The sequence below is a fragment of the Kineosporia corallincola genome (genome assembly GCF_018499875.1).
Taxonomy (GTDB): Bacteria; Actinomycetota; Actinomycetes; order Actinomycetales; family Kineosporiaceae; genus Kineosporia; species Kineosporia corallincola.
Window position 1 is genome coordinate 209,519 of sequence record NZ_JAHBAY010000004.1, and the last position, 24,184, is coordinate 233,702.

The 24,184-nt window shown below is 71.3% G+C and carries 26 protein-coding genes; 17 read left to right on the forward strand and 9 right to left on the reverse strand.

Translation table 11 applies throughout. From position 1 onward, the window contains the following. Positions 1 to 15: 15 nt before the first annotated feature. Positions 16 to 228, reverse strand: coding sequence for a DUF397 domain-containing protein (locus tag KIH74_RS11175; RefSeq protein ID WP_214155787.1), 213 nt, complete (start codon positions 226 to 228; stop codon positions 16 to 18). Continuing rightward, a complete protein-coding gene (locus tag KIH74_RS11180) occupies positions 218 to 901 on the reverse strand; it encodes a DUF5753 domain-containing protein (RefSeq protein WP_214155788.1) in 684 nt (227 codons plus the stop codon). Before KIH74_RS11180 ends, KIH74_RS11175 begins: the two co-directional genes overlap by 11 nt. Between KIH74_RS11180 and KIH74_RS11185 the strand changes: the two genes are divergently transcribed. After that, a complete protein-coding gene (locus KIH74_RS11185) occupies positions 891 to 1,349 on the forward strand; it encodes a hypothetical protein (RefSeq protein ID WP_214155789.1) in 459 nt (152 codons plus the stop codon). The two genes, KIH74_RS11180 and KIH74_RS11185, sit on opposite strands and share 11 nt — an antisense overlap. On the opposite strand, the gene KIH74_RS11190 is transcribed toward KIH74_RS11185, so the two are convergent. Together KIH74_RS11190 and KIH74_RS11195 are read right to left on the reverse strand one after the other, a co-directional pair. Beyond that, the gene (locus tag KIH74_RS11190; protein ID WP_214155790.1) at positions 1,346 to 2,446 is read right to left on the reverse strand and encodes a calcium-binding protein; all 1,101 of its coding nucleotides are present in this window, start codon (positions 2,444 to 2,446) and stop codon (positions 1,346 to 1,348) included. The genes KIH74_RS11185 and KIH74_RS11190 overlap by 4 nt on opposite strands. A 44-nt stretch (positions 2,447 to 2,490) precedes the next feature. Beyond that, entirely contained in the window at positions 2,491 to 3,543 is a 1,053-nt protein-coding gene (locus KIH74_RS11195; RefSeq protein WP_214155791.1) for a hypothetical protein, read from the reverse strand. A 298-nt stretch (positions 3,544 to 3,841) separates the two neighbouring features. Here KIH74_RS11195 and KIH74_RS11200 point away from each other — a divergent pair, with 298 nt between their 5' ends. After that, a complete protein-coding gene (locus KIH74_RS11200) occupies positions 3,842 to 4,417 on the forward strand; it encodes a hypothetical protein (protein ID WP_214155792.1) in 576 nt (191 codons plus the stop codon). A gap of 28 nt (positions 4,418 to 4,445) precedes the next feature. Here KIH74_RS11200 and KIH74_RS11205 read toward each other — a convergent pair whose 3' ends face one another. Further along, positions 4,446 to 5,330, reverse strand: a complete 885-nt coding sequence (locus KIH74_RS11205; RefSeq protein WP_214155793.1) for an endonuclease/exonuclease/phosphatase family protein — start codon at positions 5,328 to 5,330, stop codon at positions 4,446 to 4,448. A gap of 73 nt (positions 5,331 to 5,403) precedes the next feature. Between KIH74_RS11205 and KIH74_RS11210 the strand changes: the two genes are divergently transcribed. Continuing rightward, positions 5,404 to 6,774, forward strand: coding sequence for a hypothetical protein (locus KIH74_RS11210; protein ID WP_214155794.1), 1,371 nt, complete (start codon positions 5,404 to 5,406; stop codon positions 6,772 to 6,774). Further along, the gene (locus KIH74_RS11215) at positions 6,771 to 7,865 is read left to right on the forward strand and encodes an aminoglycoside phosphotransferase family protein (RefSeq protein ID WP_214155795.1); all 1,095 of its coding nucleotides are present in this window, start codon (positions 6,771 to 6,773) and stop codon (positions 7,863 to 7,865) included. The genes KIH74_RS11210 and KIH74_RS11215 overlap by 4 nt, the downstream gene beginning before the upstream one ends. A 419-nt stretch (positions 7,866 to 8,284) precedes the next feature. On the opposite strand, the gene KIH74_RS11220 is transcribed toward KIH74_RS11215, so the two are convergent. Continuing rightward, complete coding sequence (locus tag KIH74_RS11220; RefSeq protein WP_214155796.1) at positions 8,285 to 8,932, reverse strand: hypothetical protein; 648 nt, start codon at positions 8,930 to 8,932, stop codon at positions 8,285 to 8,287. A 96-nt stretch (positions 8,933 to 9,028) separates the two neighbouring features. Here KIH74_RS11220 and KIH74_RS11225 point away from each other — a divergent pair, with 96 nt between their 5' ends. Further along, positions 9,029 to 10,507, forward strand: a complete 1,479-nt coding sequence (locus tag KIH74_RS11225; protein ID WP_214155797.1) for a sodium:solute symporter family transporter — start codon at positions 9,029 to 9,031, stop codon at positions 10,505 to 10,507. Between the two features lie 13 nt (positions 10,508 to 10,520). Here the strand turns inward: KIH74_RS11225 and KIH74_RS11230 are convergent, their stop codons facing one another. From KIH74_RS11230 to KIH74_RS11235, 3 genes are all read right to left on the reverse strand, one after another. Then, positions 10,521 to 11,102: a hypothetical protein gene (locus KIH74_RS11230; RefSeq protein WP_214155798.1), complete on the reverse strand. Its 582-nt coding sequence runs from the start codon at positions 11,100 to 11,102 to the stop codon at positions 10,521 to 10,523. Positions 11,103 to 11,783: 681 nt separating this feature from the next. Further along, positions 11,784 to 11,906 (reverse strand): hypothetical protein, encoded by a 123-nt coding sequence (locus KIH74_RS37605; RefSeq protein ID WP_281417797.1) that lies wholly within the window; start codon positions 11,904 to 11,906, stop codon positions 11,784 to 11,786. Between the two features lie 56 nt (positions 11,907 to 11,962). Continuing rightward, positions 11,963 to 13,915, reverse strand: coding sequence for a GTP-binding protein (locus KIH74_RS11235; protein ID WP_214155799.1), 1,953 nt, complete (start codon positions 13,913 to 13,915; stop codon positions 11,963 to 11,965). A 538-nt stretch (positions 13,916 to 14,453) separates the two neighbouring features. Between KIH74_RS11235 and KIH74_RS11240 the strand changes: the two genes are divergently transcribed. The 12 genes from KIH74_RS11240 (at position 14,454) to KIH74_RS38525 (ending at position 24,184) form a co-directional block, all read left to right on the forward strand. Further along, complete coding sequence (locus tag KIH74_RS11240; RefSeq protein ID WP_214155800.1) at positions 14,454 to 15,146, forward strand: hypothetical protein; 693 nt, start codon at positions 14,454 to 14,456, stop codon at positions 15,144 to 15,146. A 20-nt stretch (positions 15,147 to 15,166) separates the two neighbouring features. Beyond that, positions 15,167 to 15,760, forward strand: coding sequence for a hypothetical protein (locus tag KIH74_RS11245; RefSeq protein WP_214155801.1), 594 nt, complete (start codon positions 15,167 to 15,169; stop codon positions 15,758 to 15,760). Beyond that, positions 15,753 to 16,589 carry a sulfurtransferase gene (locus tag KIH74_RS11250; protein WP_214155802.1) on the forward strand — a complete coding sequence of 279 codons (837 nt, stop codon included), beginning with the start codon at positions 15,753 to 15,755 and terminating at the stop codon, positions 16,587 to 16,589. Before KIH74_RS11245 ends, KIH74_RS11250 begins: the two co-directional genes overlap by 8 nt. A gap of 119 nt (positions 16,590 to 16,708) precedes the next feature. Next, positions 16,709 to 17,047 carry a TcmI family type II polyketide cyclase gene (locus tag KIH74_RS11255; RefSeq protein WP_214155803.1) on the forward strand — a complete coding sequence of 113 codons (339 nt, stop codon included), beginning with the start codon at positions 16,709 to 16,711 and terminating at the stop codon, positions 17,045 to 17,047. Beyond that, complete coding sequence (locus KIH74_RS11260) at positions 16,987 to 18,696, forward strand: acetyl-CoA carboxylase carboxyltransferase subunit alpha (protein ID WP_372492046.1); 1,710 nt, start codon at positions 16,987 to 16,989, stop codon at positions 18,694 to 18,696. The genes KIH74_RS11255 and KIH74_RS11260 overlap by 61 nt, the downstream gene beginning before the upstream one ends. Continuing rightward, the gene (locus KIH74_RS11265; RefSeq protein ID WP_214155805.1) at positions 18,693 to 19,142 is read left to right on the forward strand and encodes an acetyl-CoA carboxylase biotin carboxyl carrier protein; all 450 of its coding nucleotides are present in this window, start codon (positions 18,693 to 18,695) and stop codon (positions 19,140 to 19,142) included. Before KIH74_RS11260 ends, KIH74_RS11265 begins: the two co-directional genes overlap by 4 nt. A 5-nt stretch (positions 19,143 to 19,147) precedes the next feature. Further along, on the forward strand, positions 19,148 to 20,524 hold the full coding sequence (locus tag KIH74_RS11270; protein WP_214155806.1) for an acetyl-CoA carboxylase biotin carboxylase subunit: 1,377 nt from the start codon (positions 19,148 to 19,150) through the stop codon (positions 20,522 to 20,524). Next, entirely contained in the window at positions 20,521 to 20,784 is a 264-nt protein-coding gene (locus KIH74_RS11275) for a phosphopantetheine-binding protein (RefSeq protein ID WP_214155807.1), read from the forward strand. The genes KIH74_RS11270 and KIH74_RS11275 overlap by 4 nt, the downstream gene beginning before the upstream one ends. Continuing rightward, a complete protein-coding gene (locus KIH74_RS11280) occupies positions 20,781 to 21,254 on the forward strand; it encodes an SRPBCC family protein (RefSeq protein WP_308113722.1) in 474 nt (157 codons plus the stop codon). Before KIH74_RS11275 ends, KIH74_RS11280 begins: the two co-directional genes overlap by 4 nt. After that, complete coding sequence (locus KIH74_RS11285) at positions 21,247 to 21,687, forward strand: cupin domain-containing protein (RefSeq protein ID WP_214155808.1); 441 nt, start codon at positions 21,247 to 21,249, stop codon at positions 21,685 to 21,687. The genes KIH74_RS11280 and KIH74_RS11285 overlap by 8 nt, the downstream gene beginning before the upstream one ends. Further along, positions 21,684 to 22,964, forward strand: a complete 1,281-nt coding sequence (locus tag KIH74_RS11290) for a beta-ketoacyl-[acyl-carrier-protein] synthase family protein (protein ID WP_214155809.1) — start codon at positions 21,684 to 21,686, stop codon at positions 22,962 to 22,964. The genes KIH74_RS11285 and KIH74_RS11290 overlap by 4 nt, the downstream gene beginning before the upstream one ends. Further along, positions 22,961 to 24,184: a beta-ketoacyl synthase N-terminal-like domain-containing protein gene (locus KIH74_RS38525; RefSeq protein WP_214155810.1), complete on the forward strand. Its 1,224-nt coding sequence runs from the start codon at positions 22,961 to 22,963 to the stop codon at positions 24,182 to 24,184. Before KIH74_RS11290 ends, KIH74_RS38525 begins: the two co-directional genes overlap by 4 nt.

The following is a 24,184-nucleotide window of genomic DNA, read 5'->3' on the forward strand; positions in this document are numbered from 1 at the left end:
CCTGCCCGACGCTCGTCAGCCGGCCAAGTGGTCGAACTCGCCCTGTTTCGCGCCCCCGAGCAGAGCGGCGAGCTGTGGGAGGGGCAGATGGAGGACGGCGCCCTGCTTGTTCTTGCTGTCACGCAGGAGAACCTCGGAGGTGTTGCCGGGGGTGACCCCGAACTCGACGCAGTCGCCGGAGTCGCCGGACTTGGAAGCCTTGATCCAGGTGATGTCGTCAGTGCTCATGGTTCGTACTCCCTGAGTTGAACGGCCTGAGACAACAGGCTGTCATAGCGGATCTGAGCTCGTTCAGGACCGAGCCCTTCACCGAGTACTGAGCCCCGATGTAGTTCTCCATGTAGATGAGGTCAGGTTCTTCCGGTTGGTCGAACTCGAGGATATTGAAGGCGCCTTTGGTGGCCGCGACGGCTCCGCGGGAGAACGGCAGCACGGAGATCTCGACGTTGGGTCGCGTCGCCAGGCCTCGTAGGTGTTGCAGTTGCTCCGCCATCACCTCGGCACCGCCCACCTGTCTGAGCAGAGCGCCCTCGTCGAGCATGATCGACACCGTGACCCCCTTGCGCCCGAAGACGCGCCGCGCTCGCTGTGCGCGGATCTCGGCCAGCCGCCTGGCGTAGCTCGGATCGTCGATGTGCTCCAGATTCATGGCGCCGAGAGCCTCTGCATACCCCGGAACCTGACAGACTCCCGGCACCAGCGTCGCGAAGATCCGGATCCGGTCGGCCATCGCCTCCAGGTCGAGCAGTTGCACCAGCCACGGCGCGATGTCGGGCCGGTATTTCTCGTACCATTCTTCCTGGTCGGACTGGTCGACCATCTCCAGCAGGCGCGACGTGGTCTCGGTGGTGAAACCGTAGAACACACAGGCACTCTGCACGAGGGCGTAGTTGTGTTTCACCTCCGCCCTCCAGCCGTTGCAGGGTGCGGGAACTGATGCGCAGTGCGTCGGCCGCGTCGGTGAGCGACAGCTCCGGGCGCGGGCGGTCGGCGAAGTGGGACTGCCGGGCCGCCCTGAGCTGACGTCCGATCGACCCGAACTCATACACGCCGACGGTGGCCCGTGGGAACGGATCTCACTCGTCGACGACGAGGCTGTCGAGCGGGAACGAGAGGTCGGAGTGGTGCCGGCCACCGGCGACGTCGTGCGTATCCGCGTGGCCCAGCGTCTCGACTTCGATCTGCTCGCCGAGCCGATCGTCACGATCGTGAGCCCGCCCCGCATCACCCTGGGGGAGATGTTCGAGCTCAACGGTGCGCAGGCGCTCGCGGTGGCCGAGCACCTGCGCACAGCGGCCCGGATGGTCGCCGAGGTGGAAGCAGAAACGGGCCCGAGGGCGACGTTCTAGTCGACGATGGTGTTGGTGCCCGTGCCACCGGAGATCGTGTCGGTGCCCGGACCGCCGGAAATGTAGTCGTCGCCGCTGTTTCCGAAGATCGTGTCGTCACCGCTGTTGCCGTACATGGTGTCGTCGTCGCGACCACCGTACAGCTCGTCGTTGCCCTGGTCGCCGTAGATGAAGTCGTCGCCGTCGTCACCGTAGACGACGTCGTTGCCGAGCCCGCCGTGGATGGTGTCGATCCCCGCGCCGCCGTACAGGACGTCGTCGCCGTCGCCGCCGTTGATCTCGTCGTCGCCGTCGTCGCCCTGGATGGTGTCGTTGCCGGCACCGCCGCTCAGGGTGTCGATGCCCGCGCCGCCCACGATGGTGTCGTCACCGGCACCGCCGTCGATCGTGTCCCGGCCGGGGGTTCCGTTGATCTGGTCCTGGCCGGCGCCTGCCCGCACCGTGGCACCGGCGCCGGCGAGGGTGATGACGTCGTCGCCGTCACCCGAGTCCACGTAGGCGAGGGCACCGGCCGTGATCGTGTCGCGGCCGGCGCCCGACGTGATCGAGGCGTCATGGTAACCGGGACTTCCCGAGACGTAGGTGTTGTCGCCCTCGTCGAGGTAGACGCCGGTGTAAGGGTGATTGGCGGAGTTGTCGAAGGTGAACGTATCGTCGCCGCTGCCCAGGTAGATGTTGCCGGCTGAGTCGTTGCGGATGTTGCCGTCGTTCAGCGTGTCGGGGAACTCGCAGGCGACCTTGGTCAGGTCGCCGCTGTCCGGGTGGGCGCAGCCCGCTCCGGCCTCGATGTCGACCACGTCGTCGAGGGTGTACACGAGCACGGCGCGGTCGGCGGCCCGTTCCAGCTTCAGGTTGATCTGATGGGCCTGGGTGGCGTCGTCGTCGTAGAAGATGAACTCGAATCCGTCTTCCTCCCAGTCCATCACGACCGCGCGAGCGGTCGGCACGGCGGCCTGGGCGGGTGCGGCCAACATCAGGGGGACGACGCCCACGGTCACCAGTGATGCGGTACCCAGCAGCGTGGACAGTCGTTTTCGGCGCAGCGCCATGGTGGTTCCTCCGGGCACATAGGTGTTGCACAGGTTGCTGCCCAACATGCCAGAAAGGCCCGGTTGATGGAGCCGGATTCGGATTTCGTCGATCAGCTCACATCCGGCGTGAACTCCACCTGTCCGTCGCTGATCCTCGCGGTGCCGCCGACCGAGAACGAGACCTGGTCGGCGAAGGTGTCTGCCCGGGCGTCGCGCGCCTCCATGCTGCCCTCGCTGCTGGTCGAGACCTCCAGGATGCCGGGGACGTCCGAGACGGCGTATGCCAGGGTGGGGTACGACTTCACCTCCCAGCTCAGCTCGTCCGGCATCACCAGGTAGCCGGAGCCGGCCGAGAACGGACAGCCCTCGGGGGCCGGTTCGCTGCTCGTGGCGCACTCGTCGACGTAGGCCTTGACCTGTGCGGCCACGGCCTGCTGGAGTTCTGGCTTCAGCACGGCCCGCAGATCCACGGCGTCACCCTCGGTCAGCCGCACCAGGGCCGACGCCGGCTCGCTGCCGAACACCGGGTCGTCGGCCACGCCCACGGTGTAGCTGCCGGGCAGGGCGTTCAGCTGCCACCGCCCCGAAACGCTCTGTGCTGCCTTGTCGTTCACCTCGGGGGTCAGGGTGCCGCCGGCGGTGAGAGTGATCTGCGGCTGGGCGCTGTAGACCTGCCAGCCGCGGAACGGGTTGCTGCCGCCGGGCCGCACCAGCAGGGTCTGGTCTTCCAGTTCCTGGCCGTTGACCTGGTATTTCAGCTGTACCTGGGCGATCGCGGTGTCGGTGGGGAAGAACCCCGGGGGGATGCGGGCGTCGCCCGGCTGCATCTGGGTGACCGCCGAGACCTTCACCTCGGTCGGCGGGTCGTACCCGTTCTCGGACAGCGGCGCGTAGGTGCCCAGGTCGGGGTGGCCGGTGCTCGCGTCGTCCCCGGTTCTGATCTGCGTCAGGCCGAGAGCGGCGTTCAGGTCCCGGTTTTCGAGAGCCCCGAAGTACCGCTCGATCGTGCGTTCCGGGCCGCTGAGCTGATCCGGGAGCACCCTGAGCGCGACGGCCGTGACCAGCGCGGCGAGCGCCGCGGTGGCCACGATGACGACGGGCCGGCGGCGGGGATCGGGCTCAGCGGGGAACTGCTGGGGGGACGACGAGGGGGCGCTGTTCATGGCACCTCCCCTGACGTGTCCGCGGCCCGGCCAGGCCTTGGCCAGGATATCCGCAATTGTGCCTTTCGGCCGGTGGGCGGCCTGACGCCGGAGCTCGCACGAGTGGCAAGCTGGTGGTGACGGGTTTCACCACAGGGGTTTTCGTGGGTTAACTGTTCGTCAGAGGGGGCCTAAGACTGATGGGGTCGGAGGCGGGGCCGGTCGGCGTCCGGAATACTGCGGTGGCGGGGCAGGCGTGGGGACGTTCGAGCGCGCCGCCCGGGAAAGTCACGAGTTTTCGTTCGAGGGGTTGGTCTGTGTGACGTCGAAGCGGTCGGTCATGATGCGGTCGCTGCTGGTCGGGCCGGGGGTGACCGTGCTGCTGGCCGCGTGCGGCGGCGGCAGTGACGAGGCCGCGGCCCCGGAGGCGACCAGTGTTCCCGCCGCCACGGGCGAGGCATCCGCATCCGCCACCCCCAGTGCCTCGGCCACCACCGACCCGGCCCGCATCGCGAAGGTCAAGGCCCAGGCCGAGAAGACCATCCAGCAGTACCGCGACGCCGGCTACACCGCCCAGGCCGACCAGCAGCAGGCCGCGCTGAAGGCCCTGCTCGACGGCACCGCGCCCGACGACACCGAGAAGATCGGCGGCATCGCCTGCACCCTGGTCGAGGGCACACTGAGTCAGGTCGAGGGCCTGGACGCCGACGACGCGCAGGAGGTGTTCTCGGCCACCCTGGACTACGCGGTCAAGGGCTCCAGCAACGACCTGAACCAGACCTTCGACGGCGTCGACCTGGACGGGCGGATGTCCGACACCTGCGCCGACGTGCACACCAAGGCCCTCAAGGCGACCGGCCTGAAGAGCCTGAACGACCTGCCGCAGTACTTCTGAGCGATGGGCTGAACCCCCGGCCGGCCGGTCACGGCATCCAGCCGCGATGGATGTTCGGCCGGGGCCGCCTGGCCGGGGCCGGCTGGTCCACGCACATCCACAGCGCGGCGTGCTCCGACAGGGCGTCGTCCCGGGGTTCCTCGTCGTAGGCACACGCGCTCACCAGCCCGGCGTGGGCGCGGCTGACGAACAGATGCTCGAAGCGGCCGCCCCGGGCGGACAGGCGCCCGAACCAGCGCCGCGGCACGATCGCCTCCGGATGCACGACGCGATAGGCGTCGGCCAGGCCCATTTTCGCGAACGACCAGTAGAAGTCGTACTCCCACGGCCCGTAGTCCTGATAATGCCGAACCTCGCCCGGCTCCAGCAGATTCAGGTCGCCGGCCACCACCACGAGCTCATCGCCCGCCGTCGCCAGCAGCCGGGGCAGCCACTGTGAGCCGGCCTGCTTGAACGCGCGCTTGTCGTTGTGCCGCCGTGACGTGCCGCCCCGGGACGGCACGTACATCCCGGCCAGGGTCAGGGGAGTTCCCGCCGACGGCGGAATCAGCCGGGCCGCCACGCAGCGGTGCGGCTGGTAGCGCGGCGGCGGCAGGTCCACCGGTTCGAGGTGATGGCCGCGTGCCGCCAGCACCAGGTGCTCGCCTCGGTGGTAGGGCGCCGGGGCCGAGGTGAGCAGGCTGAATCCCTCCTCCCGCAGCGCGGTTTCGAGCCGGTCGTGACCGCCGTCCACCTCGGTCAGCACCAGCACGTCGGCGCCGCTCCCGGCCAGCCACTTGGCCTGCCGCTCGCTGCGTTCCGGGTCGGCGTGGTGGGTGTTCCAGGTCAGCACCGCCAGGCCGTCGGCCGTCGTGCGGCTGCTCGTCGTTCCGGTGCCCGTGGTCCGGCTCCCACTGCTCTGCTGCTCCAGCACCGTGCCCCCTGTCGGTGAATCCGCATCGCACAGATTTGTGACTTTCCCAATTTTGAACGGTATAACCATAGCCATGCCGGGAAACCCGAAATCAAGTACCGGGCTCGCATCGCTCGTCGCGCCGCCCCTGCGGATCGACGACCTGGTGCCCGACCGCACCACGGCGCCCCGCGTGCTGTGGCTGCACCGCACCGACCGCTGGTACCTCGGCGACTTTCTGCGGCACGCGGCCTGGCTCGGCTGGCTGCGCCGGCACGTGCCCACGGCCGTCGTCGACCTGGCCGGGCACGATGCCTACCTGCCGCTCTACCGCGACGAGCGATTCGGCCGGGGCCTCGACGTCACCGGCCTCACGGGCCGTGACCTGCACGGCTACGACCTGGTGATCGCCCCCACCTCGTTCCGGGTGGCCGAGAACCCGCCTCCGGGCGTGCGCCGGCTGCTGCGCACCTGGGACCAGGGCTGGGAGCTGTTCGCCTACGGCCACGAGGTCTCGTCCGGCGGCAAGAACGCGCTGAACTACTTTCGCGCCGCCCATCCGCACGCGCTGCCGCTACCGTCGCAGGCCGCCGAGCCGCACTGTCCCGGCACCGCCTTCCAGTTCACGGACGACGAAAACCGGCAGTCCGCGGCCGCACTCGACAACCTGGTGCGGGGCGACCGGCCGGTGCTGCTGTACAACCCGACCGCCTCCAATCCCTTCACCCGCCAGACCGACGCGGTCAAGGAGGTGGACAACACGCTGAGCGCGGAACAGCACATCGCCGTCCTCCGGTTGATCGCCGAGCGCATCGAGGGCCACGAGATCCTGGTCGGCTCCGCGCTCAAGCCCGGCGACACCACCAATGCGGGGATGCTGCGGCTGGTGGCTGACGGCGTGCCCGGCACGCACTGTCTGCTCGACGTGCGCCTGGGTGACGTCACCGGGCTACGGGGTTTCGCCGCACTGCTGGCCAACCCCCGGATCTGCGGAAGTGTCGGCGCCGGAACCGGTTCCAACACGCACCTGGCCGCGCTGGCCGGCACCTGGAGCCTGTCGTTCGAGCGCGCCGCCGACCCGGACATGCTGCGGAACTGGTCGCGGCCGAGGGCCTTCCAGATGGGCTCGTTCCGCTGGCGCAACCCGTCCCCGCTGACCGCGACCCACCTCATGCGCTGGGACCGGCTCGACCGGGACGCCTACGCCGAGGCCGCCGACGCCGTGCTCACTCATCACCGGATGGCCCACCTGCCGGCCGGGAGCGTGCGCCGGGCTCTGTCGATCGCCCTCGACCTGGCCCCGGAGAGCTGGCGGCACTACACCGACTTCAGCGACGAGATGGCCTACCTCCAGCACCTTCTGGTGCGCGGCAACGAGCATGACCCGGAGATCGTGCGGCAGCTGCTCGACGACACCAACCTGCACAAGCTCGCCCGGCTCGCCCGGAAGGGGACAGCGACATGATCTCGCTCCGGACGGCCGTGGTGGCCCGCACCCTCTACCTGCTGAGGCTGCACCTGAACGGCGAGGTGACCGAGCTCCCGGCCGGGCCCGGCCATCGGGCCCGCACCGTGCTGCGGGTGCCGGTGCTGACGGCGGCGGGCGGGACCGCTTTCGTCGTCATCAAATTCGCGATCGCCCCCGGAGAGGCCGCGGAGCGCAGCCTGGAGTGGGAGCACGAAGTCACGCTCGCCCTCTACGAGATCGCGCGGCACCAGGTGAAACAGGGTGCGCTACCCTACAATCCGATCCCCGAACCGCTGGCCGAGCGCCTGCTGCGCTACCACCTGGTGGACCGGTTCGTGCCCGGCGCGGGCGGTCCCGTGCGGGTGGTGGTGTCGGCGCGGCATTTCGTCGAACCCTCCGGAACCCCTTTCACCGCGCGCGCTCTCGGCCGGCTGATCGCCCATCAGCACGTGCTCGGCGCCACCGACCAGGCGCTGCGCCTGCTGGCCACCCGGCCCACGAACCTGCTGTGCGGGCTCGACGCCCGCCGGTTCGCGCAGGCTCTTTCCCTGCCCGGCCATCCTTTTCAAGCACGGACGACGACCGTCCGCGCCCTGCTCACCGCCCTGCGGGAACGGGCGGTGCAAGCCGTCGAGGCAGGCCCGGAGCCGCTGCTGGTGCACCGCGACATGCACCCGCTGAACTGCGTACCCGGCCCGGCCGGCCCGGTGTCGCTGGACTGGGCCGAGGCCGGCTGGGGAGGACGGGCGGACGACTTCGCCTGGCTGCACCTGGCCGTCGCCCGGCACGGAGCCCCCGCCCGCGTGCTGGACCAGGCCCTGGCCGGCTACGCCGAGGTGCTGCCCGGCCGGGCGCCCACCCCGGAGCAGGTGCGGGCCACCGGCCGGCTGAGAGAGCTGGTGTGCCTGGCCTTTTCGGTGATGCATGCCGACCGCAGCCCCGCCCACCTGCACGAGGCCCTGCGCGAGCTGCCCGTGCTGGCCGACCCGGACGCCCCCACCCCACGCTGGAGCGCGCTGTACAACCCCGAGATCTTCGAGCACCCGCTCTTCGCCCCCTCCACCCAGGGCGGGCGGAAGGCGTCCTGAGTGACCGGCCCGCAGGAGCCTTGGTGCGGGGATGACCCGACCCCTCACAACGGAGGCGCCGGCGACCGGCCCGCACGAGCCCTGGTGCGGGGGTGGAGGAGATGCGTTTTGTTTTTGACACCACCAACCAGGCCAGGGTGGTGTCAAAAACAAAAAGGATGTTCCGCTGGACCGGAGGGGCGGCTCATCACCCGGCCTCGGTTCGCACCGGCACCCCAGGGCCGGCGCCGATCGCACCATGAGTGCCGACCGCTGGGCCGACTCCGCGAGGTCGCCCGCCGGCCGTGCGTTCAGCCGCCCGGTCCAGGTGCCCGGTCCAGGTGCCCGGTTCAGGTGCCTGGTTCAGGTGCCTGGTTCAGCTGCCCGGTTCACGTATCCCGTTCACACGCGTGCGGTTGACCTCGGGCGGCCCGAGGGGGTCAGACCGGGCGGATGTCGAGGTCGAGCACGGTCAGCTTGGACAGCGACGTGTCGGCCGTGCTGCCGTCGGCGCGGGGGAAGTTGAAGCGGCTGGCGATGCCGTCGCCGTAGGTGGCCGCGAACTCGTGCGGCAGAACCACTCCGGCCAGGACGGTGGGGCGCAGGTAGTTGCGGCGGGCGTCGGCGATCTGGTCGAGCACACCCTCGGCGTCGCCGAGCGGGGGCAGGCGCAGCAGGGCGAGGTCGGCCCGCTCCAGGGGCTTGGCGTACTCGTTGAGGTGCAGACGGCGGGTGTCGTGCGCCGTCCAGCCGTCACGACGGGGGTTGGTCTGGGCCGCCGCGGTGGCCTCCGGATCGGGATCGGCCGGCACCGACAGGTCGTCGAGCCGGCCCACGGCCAGCAGGTGGGGGCTGTAGCCGCGCTCGGTGGCGATGCTCGCGGAGGCCCGCTGGGCCACGGCGACCGCCACACCGTAGGCGTGCCGCAGCGACGCCGAGCGCACGTAGAGCACGTGCGCCGGTTCCGCGGCCCAGGACCCGGCGTCGATGATCAGTTCTGCCGGGGCGGTCGCCGCCAGGGCGGCCCAGGTGTGCAGGTGCCACTCGGGGCCGACGGTGGTGCGCCACCAGGACGCCGGTTCGTTCATGCCCCATTTCTATCCGATGGGTACGACAACCTGATTTACCTGATTGTGCGGCGGGGGAGAATCCGGCCGTAACGCGCGGCGGGCTGAATCGGAACCATGATTACCGCCGGCGTCGCGTTCTCCGTGCTGGTCGTCCTGGTCGTCGGCATCGCCGTCGCCCGCAAGATCGACGGCGACAGCGCCAACTACCTGGTGGCCGGGCGGCAGCTCGGGGTGCCGCTGGTAGCGGTGGCCCTGACCACCGCCGCCGTCGACAGCAACGCCACCGTCGGCAACACCGACCTGAGCGCCGGGTACGGCTTCTGGGCCGGGGCCTCGCTGGCCCTCGGCCTGGCCGTGTGCCTGCTGCTGGCCGGGTTGTTCCTGGCCGGGCCGATGAACCGGATGGGTCTGCTCACCCTCGGCGACTTCTTCGCCCGCCGCTACAACCGGCCGGTCGAGGTGGTCGCCTCGGCCCTGATGATCTTCGCCTTCACCATCCTGCTGGCCGGCAACCTGGTGGCGATGGGCTTCCTGATGGAGACCTTCACCGGCCTGCCCTACGACGCCGGGGTGGTGCTCGCGGTCTGCCTGGTGCTGGCCTACACGGTCGGCGGCGGCCTCTACTCGGACGCCTACACGGCCGTCATCCAGGCCGTCATCACCGGCGTCGCCACCCTCGTGCTGTTCGCCTGGGTGGCCACCACCTACGGCATCTCCACCCCGGCCGGCCTCGGCCCGTTCGACCTGGGCCAGCTCACCGACACCGGCCAGGGAGCCGCGGTGAACTGGGCCACGCTCGTCTCGCTCGGCATCGGCGACCTGGTGGCCATCGACTTCATGCAGCGGGTGTTCGCGGCCCGCACCCCCGAGATCGCGCGGCGGGCCTGCTTCATCGGCGCCGGGGCCACGGCCGTGGTCGGCGTGCTGTGGTCGCTGATCGCCCTGAGCACCGCACCCGAGCTGGGCCTGAACAGCGAGAACGGGCCGATCGTGTACCAGCTGCTCGACGGTCACGCCCCGGTGCTGCTGGCTGTGCTGTCACTCTCCGGCATCGTCGCGGCCTCGTTCTCCACCGCGTCGGGTGCCGTCCTGGCCACGTCGGCGGTGGCCGTGCGCAACATCGCCGGGGTGCGCCGCGAGGTCGCGCCCGGTCACCGCGACCCGCTGCTGCGCTGGACGCGGGTGGCGATGCTCCCGGTGGTCCTGGTCGCCGTGGTGCTGGCGATCCGGGTCAGCCAGACCGGCATCCTGCTCACGCTCGCCTTCGACCTGATGCTGGCCTGCCTGGCGGTTCCGTTGCTGCTCGGGCTCTTCTGGACGCGATCGACGTCCACCGCCGCGCTCGTGGGTGCGGGTGTGGGCCTGGTGGTTCGGCTGGTGCTGCTGGCCCTCGTGCCCACCCTCTACGGTGTGCCCAATGATCTGCTGTACATCGAGAACACCATGGTGGACGCCGGTCTGGACGGCTGGGCCACGTTCATCGCCGCGCTGGCCGGCCTGGTCGCCTTCGTGCTGACGGCCCTGGTGACCCGGCCGCGGGCGGGTGAGGAGACCGACCTGCGGCACCGGGCCCGGCTGTCTTCGGTCGGCTGAGCGGGAACGGCCGTCAGCCGCACTTCGCCCGGTAGGCCTTCATGGCCGAATCATGTTGTGCGGCCAGGTTCTTGGTCCCGGCCAGAAGATCACCGGCGACGTCCTGGACCGCCCGCAGGTCGTCGGCGGCGAGGGCGCAGTCGCCGACCTGGATCAGCGACTGGGCGTCGAGAACATAGGAGAGGGCGGCGTCGCGGCGGCGCACACTGGAATCCGCGTCGCCGTCGTCCCGCGCCTCCTCGGCCACCCGTACCGCTCGCAGGAACGACTGATGGCCCTGGTCGTTGCGGCCCACGGAGTAGTACACCAGGCCCTCGCCCCGGTGCGCCTCGGCCACGGTGAGAGCGTCCGCCGGAGGGACGTTCTGGGCCCGGCGGTAGAACGCCAGCGCGTCGTTCAGCGACCGCCCCCCGATGCGCAGGGCCTCGGCGATCTCCAGGTATTCCAGGCCGGTGACGCCGACCCCGTCGATCTCGTCGACCAGCGCCTTGGCCTTGCTGCCCCGCAGCGCCAGCTCGGCGGTGAACTGCTGCCCGTTCTCCCGCACCAGCGCATCATGTTTCAGCTGCACGATGTCTTCGGTGACGGCCAGCACCGCCTGCTGGCGGGCCAGCAGGTTGCCACGTCCTCGGCGTCTGCCTGGCGGTTCATCACGGCCAGGGCGGCCGCTGCCGCGACTGCCGACACCAGCGAGACGGCCAGCGAGATCCAGGCCACCCAGCGGCCACCGGGGTCGGGGTGGTGGGAAAGATCGGGGCGGCGACTGCGGTCGGCGTGGTCCGGGGCGCCGGGGTGGTGCTCGCCGGTGGCATCGGTCTGCGCAATGCGGCCGGATGCGCGGGCCGGGTGGTGCGGTTCGGGGACGCCGGTGGTCGCCTCGGGCGTGGAGGCGACCCTGGGTGGCTTGCCGGCTGGGTGGTGCGGTTCGGGGACGCCGGTGGTCGCCTCGGGCGTGGAGGCGAACCTGGGTGGCGTGCCGGCTGGGCGGGCCGGTTCGAGGACGCCGGTGGTTGCCGTGGGCGCGTAGGCCGACCTGGGTGGCGCAGGGGCGGGTGGCGCAGGGTCCGGAGACGCGGCGTCGGGGGCCGCGCCCTGGGCGTGGCCGAGAGGCTCCGCGGTGTGCGCGGCTGCGGAACGCCCCGGCGCACCCGATGGTTCGGGTGGCTCCGGGAGAGGCGGGGGCGCGGCGCCGGGCACACCGAGAATATGCCGATCCCGGCGGCCGTCCGGACAGGCCCTGGTGCGGGTTAAGGGGCGATCCTGCCCAGACTCTCGCCTACTGGTCTTCTTCGACCTCGCCGCCCTGCTTCGACAGCAGCGCCCAGAGCGCCATCAGAACCAGGGCCGTCCAGAAGAATCCCATGAGCTGCGTCCAATCCGTTGCGAGGTTCAACGTCATTGAACACCGATGTCCCCACTCGTGCATCCGGAAGGGATTCGACCGCGATGGGCGGTTCAGCGCGGATGGGCCCGGAACCAGGTGAGGCGGTCGGCCGGGTCGGGGCCACGGCGCGGGCGGACCGGGGCAGGATCGTCGTGACTCCTTGCATAGCAGGAGAACTCGGTGGTCAGGATGCCGTGCCCGGAGCTCAGGCCGGGCAGGGCACGGCTCAGTCCCGGCACCCGCCCCGACGGCATCGAGCCGTGCAGCACCACGCTGCGCCCGGTCGGCCGGGCGTCGCCCACCCGTGCGCCGAGCCGGCCGAGCGTGGTCAGGACGGCGGGCAGGGCCGCCTCCGGCACCTCCAGCTCGAACCGGTCGACCGGGTGGCACACGCCGGTGCCCGCCCGGGCCAGGGCCTGGTGCACGACGCTGGGGGCCAGGTGCCGGAAGTCCCCGGCCACCGTGGACACCGACTTGTTGAACTTCTCGTGCATCCGGCTCTGGCGCGGGCAGTAGGCGGACGCGGTCATGGTGATCCGGCAGTCGGTCACCGCCCAGCCGGAACGCCCGGCCCGCAACGACTGTCGCACCCCCTCCTCGGTGGCCGCGATGAACGCCGTGGGCAGACGGCCACGTTCGATGCCGGGTGAGAAGAGGATGCCGCTGTTCTCCGGCAGCGGTTCCACGCGCAGCCCGAGCCCAGCCAGATACGGATTGCCCGCCACCCCGATCGTCTCGGTGGCGTTACCGGTGCCGATCACCCGCTCGATGCACAGCACCGACTGCCCGGAGAACCGCACCCGCACGCCGAACCGTTCCTCCAGCACGGCCGCGATGACCTCCTGCTGCACCTCGCCGTACAGGCTGACCGCAGCCTCCTGGTCGGCCTCGCTCAGCTCCAGGGCGATCAGCGGGTCTTCATCGGCGAGCTCCTGCAACGCCTGGAAGGCTCGCGTGCGCTGCGCCGCCTCTACCGGCTCGACCAGGGCACGCACCGTCGCGGGTGGGAAATGCTGTGCCGGGCGCGGGGATCCGGAGCCCACGTCGTCCCCGATTCTGGACCGCGAGAGCCCCACCACGGCACCCACCTGCCCCGCCCGGATCTCGTGCGTGGGCCGCAGGCCCTCGGCGGTGCTCACCCAGAGCCCGGTGACCAGTTGCGGTTCCCGCCCGGCCAGGCTCAGGCGACAACGACGGACGACGTTCCCCTTCCACACCCGCACCCAGGTGCGCCGCTGGCCGCCGGCGTCGCGGTCGATGGCGAAAGTGGTCGCGGCGACCGGGCCACCGGCGTCGGCACCGGCCCGGGGGAGCCGGGCGATCGCCGCCAGCAGCGGGTCCAGTCCGGCGCCGGTCAGGGCGGACCCGGCCAGCACCGGCACGGCGACGGCGTCGCGCCACAGCACCTGATCCACCAATCGGGCCGGAACAGGCCGGTTCTCGGCCCATCTCCGCAGGATGCGGTCGTCGCGGACGGCGAGCGCCTCGACCACCTCGTCGCCGGTGGGGTCGAGCGGGTGCACGGCGGCGTGCGCGGTTCCCTCGTGCTCGACCCGGGTGACCGGCACGGCCGCCTCGGTGAGGTGCTCGTGGATCTGGGCGACGACGGCCGCGGTGTCGGCCCCGGCGCGGTCGGTCTTGTTCACGAAGATCAGCGCCGGGATGCCCGCGCGGGCCAGGGCGCGCCAGATCTGCACGGTCTGCGACTGCACGCCCTCGACCGCCGACACCACCAGGATCGCGGCGTCGAGCACGCCGATGCTGCGCTCCACCTCGGCGATGAAGTCCGGGTGTCCGGGGGTGTCGACGACGGTGACGGTGAGGTCGCCGAGCGCGAAACCGGTGACGGCCGCGCGGATCGTGATGCCGCGCCGGCGTTCCAGGTCCATCGAGTCGGTGCGGGTGGTGCCGGCGTCGACGCTGCCCAGGGTGCTGGACGCGCCGGTCTCGAACAGCAGCCGTTCGGTCAGGCTGGTCTTGCCGGCATCAACATGTGCGACGACGCCGAGGGTGAGTGAGGGCATGCGGGAGCTCCACGGTCGGTCCGGTCAGGGGACGGGGCGTGGTGGTTGCTCGCATGCTGATGACTCCTTCGACCGACGGATACCGATGGACGCCGTGCGCCGTCGAGTATCCGGACGCCCGCGGGACAACGGCAACCGAATATTCGCCCGGGGCGGGTCGCGACCGGGCCGGAGGTGACATCGGATAGTGTGCGGGAACGGTCGCGGATCAGCAGGACGTGAGCAGAGTCGTCAGCCGGCGGCCGTTCTCGTGCATCCCTCGATGCCGACGTGCGACGCGGTGCCCGAGAAGGAGCCGACGGCAAGACATCTCGGACACAGGTTCGGCTCACTGAAGTGACACCCGTTGCTGCCCGGGTCCGGATGATGTGGAATCCCCTGTGCACTAAGTGATCCCGGCGGCTTGACGAGGAGGAGATTCTGGCATCTGCCCCGTCGGAAATGTGGATCAACGGTAATGTTCTGCCACAAAGAGGTCTGCGCAGGACGGGGGCTCGCCACCGTCAGGTGTATCGACGTCTCTACGGGGGAGGCGGGCATGAGTGCGACCGAAGGATTCGTGGCGTCCGGGAATCATCCATATCACCAGTGCCGAACTCAGTTCCAGACCCGGCCCGGGCCGGGTCTCGCCGATCTCGTCGTCATCGTGGGACTGAGCGGGATGTATGCGCACGGTCTGTGCACCGCGCTCGCCGAGTCCGGACTGCCCTGCTGCTGCGTTCCGGCCGCCGGTGAACTGTCACAGGTGGTCGAGGCCGCCGACAGCGTGCTGGTGGTGGTGCCGCAGGAGCTGGTCGGCGACATCGTTGCCCAGGTGCCGCGGGGGCGGCGCCCGGCGGTGCGGCTGGCGCTGCTGCTGGCCGACCGCGACCCGCGCAGTTATGCCCGGGCGTTACACCTGGGGGCCGTGGGGCTGGTGCCTCTGGAGTCCGAATTACCAGATCTGATCCATGTTTTGAGTTCTGCGCAGCGTAACCGTACTGTGCTCCCGGTGGACGTCGTCCGGGCCCTGGCCCGATCCGTCTCCGCCGTCGGCACCGAGCTGTCCGAGGCGGAGCGCGCCTGGCTGACCGAGCTGGCCGGCGGCCGCACGGTGGGCGACCTGGCGCGCCGCAGCTCCTACTCGGAGCGGGAGATGTATCGCGTCCTCGCGAGGCTCTACCGCCGGCTGGGGGCCACCAACCGGGCCGCTGCGCTGATCGCGGCCCAGCGGGCCGGGCTGCTGACGTGAGAGCGGTTCAGGTGCACCTGGTGGATCTTCCCGCGCTCTACTCCAGCGGTCTGCGCCATGCGCTCGCCGGGGCCGGTCTGCGGCAGGTGGTCATCAGTTCGCTCGACGGCCTGGTCGGTGCGGTGCCGCCGGAAGATCCCTTCGTGGTGGTGGTGCCGCGCAGCCGGGTCGCCGGGGTGTCGCGGGCGCTGGGTCAGGAGGTGGACGGCACCCGCTGCGCGGTGGTGGAACTGGTCGAGACGATGAGCGGTGCGGAGTTCGCCGACGCCGTGGCCCGTGGGTCGCTCGGGGTCGTGGAGATGGACGCGGATCCCGAGATCATCGTGGAGGCGGTGCGTTCGGCCGCCCGGGGGCAGTTCCTGGTTCCCGAGGTGGCCCGGCAGCTGCTGGCCCGCTCCGACGCCGAGGCGGACGTACCGGCTCTTGGAACAGAGGAGATCGAATGGCTACGCCGACTCGGACAGGGCGTCACGGTGGCGGCCCTGGCACACGCCGCCGCCTACTCCGAACGCGAGATGTACCGCGTGCTCTCGCGCGTCTACCAGAGGCTGGGAGCGGCCAGCCGCACCCAGGCACTGCTGAACGCCCAGCGCTGGGGACTGCTCGATGAGTAGGCCCGTGCCGCTGGTGGACGTGCACTGGCTGGGGTCCCGCCGCGACAGCGTGGCGCTGTTCCAGGTCGACGACGACTCCGCCGCCTACTACGAGGCGCACATCCCCGGCGCCCTCCCGCTCGCCACCTACGACGAGCTGTACGAGGAGGTGCGCCGGGGTCCGCTGACCCAGGCCAACTTCGAGCGCCTGATGACGCGTAAGGGGATCAGCCCCGACGACCACGTGGTGCTCTACTCCGCGGGTGACGGCAGCTACGCGGCCTTCGCCTACTGGCTCATGCACCTCTACGGCCACCGTCGCCTGAGCCTGCTCGACGGCGGGATGGCCGGCTGGTTACGGGCCGGCCGCGACGTGGAGGCCGAGGTGCCCGAAATCTATGTGAAACAAGACTATTCCAGCCCGGGCCGCGACCCGTGGGCCATGCTCCAGCGCGACGAGCTGCTGGAACGCTATGTGGAGCGTCCTCTTCCGACGCTGCTCGTGGACTGCCGAACGCCGGCCGAGTACGAGGGCAGCGGGCACCACCAGCTCGACATCCCGCTGGAACGGCACCGGGTGACCGGCCACATCGCCGGCTCGGTCAACGTGCCCTCCGGCACCATGCTGGAGGGCGGACGGTTCCGGCCGGTCGACGAACTGCGGGACGTCTTCGGGCGGGCCGGTCTCACCCCGGAGTCCGACGTGGCCGTGTACTGCCGTGTGGCGGAACGCAGTTCGCTGTTGTGGTTCGTGCTCTCGGAACTGCTCGGGCATCCACGGGTTCGACACTACGTGGGTGGATGGGCGGAGTACGGCAGTTTGGTCGACGTTCCGGTGGCGCGATCCTGACCAGCCGCGCGGCGATCCTGGCAGAACCCTGACAGTTGCCCGGCAGTCACCTGACGGATGACCCGTCAGCAGGTGTGGATCCGTTGACGCCGGAAAACCGTTCATGGACGCTACTTCTCATGTCCCATGACAAACGGTTCCGCCAGGTGATCGTGGCCCGGATCCGCCCCGGCACCGAAGACGCCGTGGCCGGCATCTTCCGCGCCTCCGACGAGACCGACCTGCCGCACGCCATCGGGGTTCGGGAGCGCTCGCTCTACAGCCTCGACGACCTCTACGTGCACGTCATCGAGTTCGACAAGAACGCCGACGAGGCGATGAGCATCGGGGTGCGGCTGCCCGGGTTCAGCGACATCAGCGAACAGCTCAAACCCTATATCCGTCCCTATCTTTCCACCTGGCGCTCACCCGCCGACGCCTCCGCCCGGCAGTTCTACTCCTGGCGGCCGGACCGGTGAGCTGGACGCACTGCGCGGGCTGCGGGCACCTGCTCTACCGGCGCCGGCTCACCCGTGACCTCGAGGTGTGCAGCGAGTGCGCCCACCACCACCGGCTGACGGCGGCGGAACGGGTGGCCCAGCTGACCGACCCGCACAGCTTCCGCCCGGTGCCGGTGCCGGCCGGGCCGGACGACCCGCTCGGCTTCACCGACTCCCGGCCCTATCCCGAGCGGCTGGCCGCGGCCCGGGCGGCCACGGGCACGGACGACGCGGTGCTGACCGGCACGGCCGCCGTCGGTGGCGTCGAATGTGTGCTGGTCGTGCTGGATTTCGCCTTCCTGGGCGGCAGCATGGGCGTGGCGGTGGGCGAGGCCGTGGTGACGGCGGCCGACCTGGCCCGGGCCCGCTCCCTGCCGCTGGTGCTGGTCACCGCCTCGGGCGGCGCCCGCATGCAGGAGGGTGTGCTCTCGCTGATGCAGATGGCACGCACGGCCCAGGCCGTGGCCCGCCTGCGCGAGGCCGGGCTGCTCACCGTGTGCCTGCTCACCGATCCCACCTTCGGCGGGGTGACGGCGTCGTTCGCCTCGCTCGGCGACGTGCTGATCGCCGAGTCCGGTGCCCGGGTGGGGTTCGCCGGGCCCCGGGTGATCCGGCAGACCGTGCGGGAGGAACTGCCGGAGGGGTTCCAGCGGGCGCCGTCGCTGCTGGCCCAGGGGCTCGTCGACCGGGTGGAGGACCGGGAGCAGTTGCGCCCGGTGCTGTCCCGGTTGCTGCGCCTGCACACCGCGGGGGCCGGCGACGACCTGGCGGTGATCCAGCACCTGCCGCAGGCCCGGGAAGCAGTCACGGTGCCGGACGCCTGGGAGGTGGTCGGCCGCGCCCGGCACACCGGCCGCCCGACCACCCGGGACTACCTGGCCAGCGCGTTCGACGACTTCGTCGAGCTGCACGGCGACCGCGCGCACGGTGACGACCCGGCCGTGGTGGGCGGGGTCGCCGCGATCGGCGGTCGCTCGGTGGTGGTGGTCGGTCACCAGAAGGGGCATGACACGGCCGAACTCGTGCGCACCAACTTCGGCATGCCGCACCCGGAGGGATACCGCAAGGCCCTGCGGCTGTTCCGGCACGCCGAACGGCTCGGGCTGCCGGTGGTCACGCTGATCGACACCCCCGGCGCCTACCCGGGGGTGGCGGCCGAGCAGCGGGGGCAGTCGATCGCGATCGCCGAGCTGATCGCGGCCTCCAGCCGCCTGAGGGTTCCGCTGGTCGGCGTGGTGACCGGGGAGGGCGGCAGCGGCGGCGCCCTGGCGCTGGCCACCGGTGACCGGCTGCTGGTGCTGGAGAATGCCTTCTTCTCGGTGATCAGCCCGGAGGGCTGCGCGTCCATCCTGTGGCGCACCGCCGAGGCCGCGCCGCAGGCCGCTCAGGCCCTCCGGCTCACCGCCCCCGACCTGCTGCGGCTGGGCATCGCCGACCAGGTGGTGCCCGAGCCGGGCGACGGGGCCCACGCCGATCCGTCGGCGGCGGCCGGGCTGCTGCGTACCGCCGTCGTCACCGCACTGAACCAGATCTGCCCCTGGGACGCCGAGAGCCTGCTGCGCGAGCGTGAACAGCGCATCGGCCGCCTCGGGCAGACGTCCCTCCTGGCCGAAGGAGCCACCGCATGAACGAGCCGGTCAGCAAACTCACCCCGGTCGCCTCCCGCCCCGACGACGGCAACCTCCTCGACCAGGCCCTGACCCTGGTGCGCGGACTGCCCGGCCCGCTGCGCCGGATCAGCGTGCGCAGCGGCGACACCGCCGTCGAGATCGACTGGGAGCCGGGCGAAACCGCGCAGACCCCGGCCGCGCCACCGGAACCCGCGGACGACCTGCACGTCGTGCCCGCGCCCCTGGTCGGCACCTTCTACCGCGCCCCGGCCCCCGGCGCCGCCCCGTTCGTCGAGGTCGGCACCGCGGTGGAGCCCGGCCAGACGCTCGGCATCGTCGAGGCGATGAAGCTGCTCAACCCGATCGTCTGCGAGGTCACCGGCCAGGTGGTGGAACTGCTGGCCACGGACGGGGAGCCGGTGCAGTTCGACCAGCCCCTGGTCCGGATCTCCCCGGCCGGGTGAGACGGGTGTTCGGTACCGTCCTGATCGCCAACCGCGGCGAGATCGCGCTGCGTGTGGCCCGCACCTGCCGCGAGCTCGGCATCCGCACCGTGGCCGTGCACTCCACCGCCGACCGGGACTCGGCCGTGGTCCGCTTCGCCGACCGGGCCGTGCAGATCGGCCCGGCCGCCCCGCGGCGCAGCTACCTGAACATCCCGGCGGTGATCGAGGCCGCCCGGGCCACCGGCGCCGACGCGATCCACCCCGGCTACGGCTTCCTCTCCGAGGACCCGGACTTCGCCGAGATCTGCGCCGAGGCCGGGATCGTCTTCATCGGGCCGCCGCCACGGGTGATGCAGCAGCTCGGCAACAAGGCGGTGGCCCGGGAGCTGATGGCCGCCGCCGGCCTGCCGCTGCTGCCCGGCGTGGTCAAGCCGGTGGCCGACCTGGAGGAGGCCCGGGAGGTGACCGCCCGCATCGGTTTTCCCCTGGTGATCAAGGCCGCGGCCGGTGGCGGCGGGCGCGGCATCACCGTGGTGCGGCACCCCTCGGACTTCGCCGCTGCCTACACCGGAACCCGCCGGACGGCGCAGAGCGTGTTCGGCGACAGCTCGGTCTACATCGAGCGCTACCTCGACCGGGCCCGGCACGTCGAGGTGCAGGTGCTGGTCGACCAGCACGGCAACGGCCTGCACCTGGGCGAGCGGGACTGCTCGGTGCAGCGCCGGCACCAGAAGCTGGTGGAGGAGGCCCCGGCGCCGGGCCTGACCGCGCGGCAGCGTGAGCAGATCGGTGAGCTGGCGGTGCGCGGCGCGCTGGCCGTTGGCTACACCGGGGTCGGCACCCTGGAGTTCCTTCTCGACGAGGAGGGGAACTTCGCCTTCATGGAGATGAACGCCCGCATCCAGGTGGAACATCCGGTGACCGAGATGGTGACCGGCCTGGACCTGGTGCGGGAGCAGATCCGGGTGGCCGCCGGTCATCCGCTGGAACTACGGCAGGGCGACGTGGCCCTGACCGGGACGTCGATCGAGTGCCGGATCAACGCCGAGGACCCGCTGCGCGACTTCGCCCCCGCACCAGGCCTTCTGGAGGTGCTGGAGCTGCCGGGCGGGCCCGGGGTGCGGGTCGACACCGGGTGTGCCGCGGGCACCCCGGTCAGCCAGCACTACGACTCACTGCTGGCCAAGCTGGTGGTCTGGGCGCCGGACCGGCCGCAGGCGATCGCCCGGATGCAGCGCTGCCTCGGGGAACTGCGGATCAGCGGCCGCGGCCTGGCCACCACCCGCGAACTGCACCAGAACATCCTGGCCTCCGGGGCCTTCCGGGAGGGTCGGCACCACACCGGATTCCTCGACGGCCCCGAGTCGCCCCTGCCCGTGATCGAAGGGAAAGCATCGTGACCGCAACCACCTTCGCCCTGCCCGACCTGATGAACCTGCTGGCCCGGGTCGGGCTGCCGGCCGCCGAGCGCACCGACGACCCGTCGCTGACGCTGACCGACATCGGCCTGGACTCGCTGGCCTTCCTCCAGCTCCAGACCCTGCTCCAGCAGCAGCACGGAGTCTCCATCGACGAGAGCGAGGAGGCCGCGGACTACCCGCTCGGCCGTCTCGTGGAACTCGTGAACAGCAGCGCCGAGCAGGAGGTCTCGCAGCCGTGACCGATCAGATCACCGAGCCCGCCGGGCACGTCGACAACGAGGTGGTGATCGCCGCCCCGTTCGGCCTGGTCTGGGACCGCACCAACGACGTGGCCGGCTGGCCGGACCTGTTCAGCGAGTACGCCCGGGCGGAGATCCTCGCCCGGGAGGGCGACACCGTGACGTTCCGGCTCTCGATGCACCCGGACGAGAACGGCATCGTCTGGACCTGGGTGTCCGAGCGCACCGCCGACCGCTCGCGGCGCGAGGTGAACGCCCGGCGGGTGGAGCCCGGCCCGTTCGAGTTCATGAACATCCGCTGGACCTACGAGGAGACACCCGAAGGGGTGCGGATGCGATGGGTCCAGGACTTCCGGATGCGGCCGGGAGCACCGGTGGACACCCCCACCATGACCGAGCGGATCAATCACAACACCGGAATCCAGATGGCCCGGATCCGGGAGAAACTGGAGGCGGTCGCAGATGTCTGAGAACCTCTACCCCACGGTGCGTGTCGCGGACATCCCGGCCGACCGCCGGCGCGGCGGCGACCTGCGCACCCTGCTCACGCCGTCGCGGTGCGGCTCCACCTCGGGCTTCATGGGCGTGGTGAAGCTGGAGCCGGGCGACGTGGTCACCGAGCACTACCACCCCTACTCGGAGGAGTTTCTCTACTGCGTCAGCGGTTCCGTCACCCTGCGGCTCGACGGGCAGCCCCGGCCGCTGGGCGCGGAGGAGGCCGTGCTGATCCCGATCGGCGTGCGGCACCGGCTGGAGAACCACGGCACCGAGACCGCGCACCTGGTGTTCCAGCTGGCCCCGCTGGCCCCCCGGCCCGAACTGGGGCACGTGGACACCGAGGAACCACGGGTGGTCTCCGCCGTACTGCCCGAGGGCGCGGTCGTCGGCGAGGCCCCGCGATGACCTCGCGCGCAGCGGTGGTCACCGGGATCGGGGTGGTCGCCCCCGGCGGTGTGGGCCGGGACGCGTTCTGGCAGCTGCTGATCGACGGGCGCACCGCCACCCGCCGGATCACCTTCTTCGACGCCTCCGGGTTCCGCTCGCAGATCGCCGCCGAGGTGGATATCGACATGCGGGCGGCCGGGCTGACCCCGCAGGAGATCGCCCGCACCGACCGGTTCGTGCAGTTCGCGCTGGTCGCGGCGGACGAGGCGGTGCGCGACGCGGGCCTCGACCTGACCAGCGGCAGCGACGTCGACCACGACCGGCTGGCGGTGAGCCTGGGCAGCGCGGTGGGCGCCACCATGCGGCTGGAGGACGAGTACGTCGACGTCAGCGACGGCGGCCGGCAGTGGCTGGTAGACCCGGCCTACGGCAGCAACTTCCTCGACCGGGTGCTGATCCCCAGCAGCGGCGCCGCCGAACTGGCCGCGCGTTACCACGCCCACGGCCCGGCGTCGCTGATGTCCACCGGCTGCACCTCCGGCATCGACGCCGTCGGGTACGGCCTCCAGCTGATCGAGGAGGGCTCGGCCGACGTGGTGGTGGCCGGGGCCTCGGACGCCCCGATCTCGCCGATCTCGGTGGCCTGTTTCGACGCGATCCGGGCCACCTCGTCGCGGAACACCTCGCCGGAGACCGCCTCCCGGCCGTTCGACGCCACCCGCGACGGCTTCGTGATGGGGGAGGGCTCGGCCGTGCTGATCCTGGAGGAGGAGGCGCACGCCCGGGCCCGGGGCGCCCGGGTGTACGCCCGGGTGAGTGGATTCGCCAACCGCTCCAACGCCTTCCACATGACCGGGCTGCGGCCGGACGGTCTGGAGATGAGCGTGGCCATCGACGAGGCGATGCGTCAGTCCGGGGTGGGCCCGGACGAGGTGGACTACGTCAACGCGCACGGCTCCGGCACCAAGCAGAACGACCGGCACGAGACCGCCGCGGTGAAGCGCAGTCTCGGCGAGCACGCCTACGACACGCCGATGAGCTCGATCAAGTCGATGGTCGGGCACTCGCTCGGCGCGATCGGCTCGATCGAGGTGGCGGCCTGCGCCCTGGCCATCCGTTACGGCGTGGTGCCGCCCACCGCCAACCTGGAGAACCCGGACCCGGACTGCGATCTGGACTACGTGCCGAAGATCGCCCGGGACCTGCCGGTCGACGTGGCGCTGTCGGTCGGCAGCGGGTTCGGCGGGTTCCAGTCGGCCATCGTGCTGACCGGCCCGGACCGGGTGCCGCGGTGAGCCGGGCCGTGGTGACCGGGATCGGCGTGGTGGCCCCCACCGGGGTCGGCGCCGGCCGGCACTGGGAGAGTGTGAGGGCCAACCGGTTACGCGTGACCGCGCTGCCGGAGGGGCGGGCCGCCACCTACGGCGTTTCGCTGGCCGGGCAGGTGCCGCAGTTCACCCCGGACGAGCATGTGGACGAACGGCTGCTGGTGCAGACCGACCGGTGGACCTGGTTCTCGCTGGCCGCGGTCCGGATGGCTCTGGACGACAGCGGTTTCGACCCGGCGGTGCGTGACCCGTACTCGGTCGCGGTGTCGCTGGCCGCGGCCTCCGGGGGCAACGAGTTCGGCCAGCGCGAGATGACCAGCCTGTACACGCAGGGCCCGAAGGCGGTCACGGCCTACCAGTCGATCGCCTGGTTCTACGCCGCCAGCACCGGCCAGGCCTCGATCCGGCACGGGCTCAAGGGCTCGTCCAGCGTGCTGGTCACCGAGGGTGCCGGTGGACTGGACAGCATCGGGCACGCCCGGCGGGTGATCCGGCGCGGCACCGGCAGCGTGCTGGCCGGGGGAACCGAGGCCGGCCTGTCGCCCTACGCCCTGGCCTGCCAGGCCGCGGCCGGGCGGATGAGCCCGAAAACCGCTCCCACCGAGGCGTACACGCCGTTCGACGTGCGGGCCAGTGGTTTCGTGCCGGGCGAGGGCGGCGCCGTGCTGCTGATCGAGGACGACGAGACGACCGGCCCCGCCCGGCGGGTCTACGGCGAGATCGCCGGCTACGCCGCCACGCACGACGGCGAGACCGACACCCGATCGCCCGCGCAGTTCGCCCGGGCGATGCGCCTGGCCCTGGCCGACGCCGGGGTGGGGCCGGGCGACGTGGACCTGGTGATCGCCGACGCGGCCGGCGACGCAATCCGGGACCGGATGGAGATCGAGGCGCTGCAAGCGGTTTTCGGCGACCGGGAGATCCCGGTGCCGGTGGCCGCGCCGCAGGCCCTGGTGGGCCGGCTCAGCGTGGGCGGCTCGGCGCTGGCGGCGGCCACGGCCCTGCTGTGCATCCGTGACGGCCTGCTGCCCGCCGTCGGCAACCTGCGTCATCCGGTGCACGCGCCCGGGCTGGAACTGGTGCGCACGCCGCGTTCCGCCCCGGTCGGCACCGTGCTCGTGAATGCCCGAGGCCTGGGCGGTTTCAACAGCTGCCTGGTGCTCCGCCGTTACCACCCGGAGGGGTGA

What these genes read in the sequence shown, in the direction of transcription:
- KIH74_RS11175 (WP_214155787.1), bottom strand. Translation starts at nt 228, where the DNA reads ATGAGCACTGACGACATCACCTGGATCAAGGCTTCCAAGTCCGGCGAC.
- KIH74_RS11190 (WP_214155790.1), bottom strand. Translation starts at nt 2,446, where the DNA reads ATGTTGGGCAGCAACCTGTGCAACACCTATGTGCCCGGAGGAACCACC.
- KIH74_RS11195 (WP_214155791.1), bottom strand. Translation starts at nt 3,543, where the DNA reads ATGAACAGCGCCCCCTCGTCGTCCCCCCAGCAGTTCCCCGCTGAGCCC.
- KIH74_RS11210 (WP_214155794.1), top strand. Translation starts at nt 5,404, where the DNA reads ATGCCGGGAAACCCGAAATCAAGTACCGGGCTCGCATCGCTCGTCGCG.
- KIH74_RS11215 (WP_214155795.1), top strand. Translation starts at nt 6,771, where the DNA reads ATGATCTCGCTCCGGACGGCCGTGGTGGCCCGCACCCTCTACCTGCTG.
- KIH74_RS11220 (WP_214155796.1), bottom strand. Translation starts at nt 8,932, where the DNA reads ATGAACGAACCGGCGTCCTGGTGGCGCACCACCGTCGGCCCCGAGTGG.
- KIH74_RS11225 (WP_214155797.1), top strand. Translation starts at nt 9,029, where the DNA reads ATGATTACCGCCGGCGTCGCGTTCTCCGTGCTGGTCGTCCTGGTCGTC.
- KIH74_RS37605 (WP_281417797.1), bottom strand. Translation starts at nt 11,906, where the DNA reads ATGACGTTGAACCTCGCAACGGATTGGACGCAGCTCATGGGATTCTTC.
- KIH74_RS11235 (WP_214155799.1), bottom strand. Translation starts at nt 13,915, where the DNA reads ATGCCCTCACTCACCCTCGGCGTCGTCGCACATGTTGATGCCGGCAAG.
- KIH74_RS11240 (WP_214155800.1), top strand. Translation starts at nt 14,454, where the DNA reads ATGAGTGCGACCGAAGGATTCGTGGCGTCCGGGAATCATCCATATCAC.
- KIH74_RS11250 (WP_214155802.1), top strand. Translation starts at nt 15,753, where the DNA reads ATGAGTAGGCCCGTGCCGCTGGTGGACGTGCACTGGCTGGGGTCCCGC.
- KIH74_RS11255 (WP_214155803.1), top strand. Translation starts at nt 16,709, where the DNA reads ATGTCCCATGACAAACGGTTCCGCCAGGTGATCGTGGCCCGGATCCGC.
- KIH74_RS11265 (WP_214155805.1), top strand. Translation starts at nt 18,693, where the DNA reads ATGAACGAGCCGGTCAGCAAACTCACCCCGGTCGCCTCCCGCCCCGAC.
- KIH74_RS11285 (WP_214155808.1), top strand. Translation starts at nt 21,247, where the DNA reads ATGTCTGAGAACCTCTACCCCACGGTGCGTGTCGCGGACATCCCGGCC.
- KIH74_RS11290 (WP_214155809.1), top strand. Translation starts at nt 21,684, where the DNA reads ATGACCTCGCGCGCAGCGGTGGTCACCGGGATCGGGGTGGTCGCCCCC.